The 1,605-nt window shown below is 69.0% G+C and carries 1 protein-coding gene; it reads left to right on the top strand.

Going from position 1 to position 1,605, the window contains the following annotated elements:
• Positions 1-138 precede the first annotated feature (138 nt).
• A complete protein-coding gene (locus ABGA94_RS09245; RefSeq protein WP_375367092.1) occupies positions 139-1,500 on the top strand; it encodes a VOC family protein in 1,362 nt (453 codons plus the stop codon).
• The last annotated feature ends 105 nt before the right edge of the window (positions 1,501-1,605 follow it).

Here is a 1,605-nt window from a genome sequence, read left to right as displayed (position 1 = left end):
GCAGCCTTTCCAGGCATCCGGGGTTGCCGGTCAGCGGCCGGCACTACCCGGTCATGTTGCTCTGCGTATCGCCGCCGCCGGGCGCTCCGGCGACAATACGGGTCCGAGCTGTTCCCCGTTCCCGTAATCGAGTGACTGATGAGCGCCTCTTTCGTTTCGCCTGATGTGATCCGCCGCCTGTTCGCGCAGGCCATGTCCCGCATGTACCGCACCGAAGTGCCGCTGTACGGCACGCTGGTGGAACTGGTGGAGCGGATCAACGCGCAGGTGCTTGCCCGGGACCCGGCGCTGGCCGCGCAGCTGCAGCGCAACGACGAGCGTGCGCGGCTGGATGAAGAGCGTCATGGCGCGATCCGCGTCGGTACCGTGCAGGAACTGGCGACGCTGCGCCGCCTGTTCGCGGTGATGGGCATGTACCCGGTCGGCTACTACGACCTGTCGGTGGCCGGCGTGCCGGTGCACTCCACCGCGTTCCGCCCGCTGACCGGCGCGGCGCTGGCGCAGAACCCGTTCCGCGTGTTCACCTCGCTGCTGCGCCTGGAGCTGATCGAAGACGAAGCCCTGCGTGCCGAGTCGGCGAAGATCCTGGCGCGCCGTCGCATCTTCACCGACGGCGCGCTGGCGCTGATCGACCAGGCCGAGCGCGACGGTGGCCTGTCGCAGGCCGATGCCGAGCGCTTCGTCCAGCAGGCGCTGGAAACCTTCCGCTGGCACGGCGATGCCACGGTCGATCTGCCGACCTACCACGCACTGCACAACGCGCACCGCCTGGTGGCTGACGTGGTCAGTTTCCGCGGCCCACACATCAACCACCTGACCCCGCGCACGCTGGACATCGACGCTGCACAGGCGGCAATGATCGAGCATGGCATGGCGGCCAAGGCCGTGATCGAAGGCCCGCCGCGCCGTGCCTGCCCGATCCTGCTGCGCCAGACCAGCTTCAAGGCGCTGGAAGAAGCCGTGCATTTCCCGGATGCCGAAGGGGGTGATGCCGGCACCCATACCGCGCGCTTCGGCGAGATCGAACAACGCGGCCTGGCGCTGACCCCGAAGGGCCGCGCGCTGTACGACCAGCTGCTGTCGCAGGCCCGCGACGCCGGTGGTGAAGGCAGCACCGGCGGCGACTACGGCCAGCGCCTGCAGGCGGTGTTCGCCAGCTTCCCGGATGACCATGACACCCTGCGCCAGGAAGGCCTGGGGTATTACCGCTACCAGCTGACCGACGCTGGCCGCGCCGCGCCGGAGCGCGTGGCCGATCTGCCCGCTGAAGTGCTGGTGGCCGCCGGCTTGGCCACGGCTGACCCGATCGTCTACGAGGATTTCCTGCCGGTCAGTGCCGCGGGCATCTTCCAGTCGAACCTGGGCGGCGAAGAACAGCGCGCCTATGCCGCGCATGCCAACCGCGAAGCCTTCGAGCAGGCCTTGGGCGTGGCGGTGAACAACGAGTTCGAGATCTACGAGCGGCTGCAGGCCGAATCGCTGGCGGCGCTGCGCGGGTAAACCGCTTGCCGTGGAGCCGAGCGTGGGCTCGGCTCTACAGGGATTCTGCGGAGCGGCCCCTTTGTAGAGCCGGCCGCTGGCCGGCTGTTGGGGAAGCCGGCCAGC

The organism is Stenotrophomonas sp. 3diitr2024 (assembly GCF_042136455.1).
GTDB lineage: Bacteria > Pseudomonadota > Gammaproteobacteria > Xanthomonadales > Xanthomonadaceae > Stenotrophomonas > Stenotrophomonas sepilia.
Note: the sequence above shows the minus strand (reverse complement) of the source record. Positions and strands in the feature narration are given on the sequence as shown.

Excerpts from the sequence above, each read along its gene's own strand:
- ABGA94_RS09245 (WP_375367092.1), top strand. The coding sequence starts at position 139 with ATGAGCGCCTCTTTCGTTTCGCCTGATGTGATCCGCCGCCTGTTCGCG.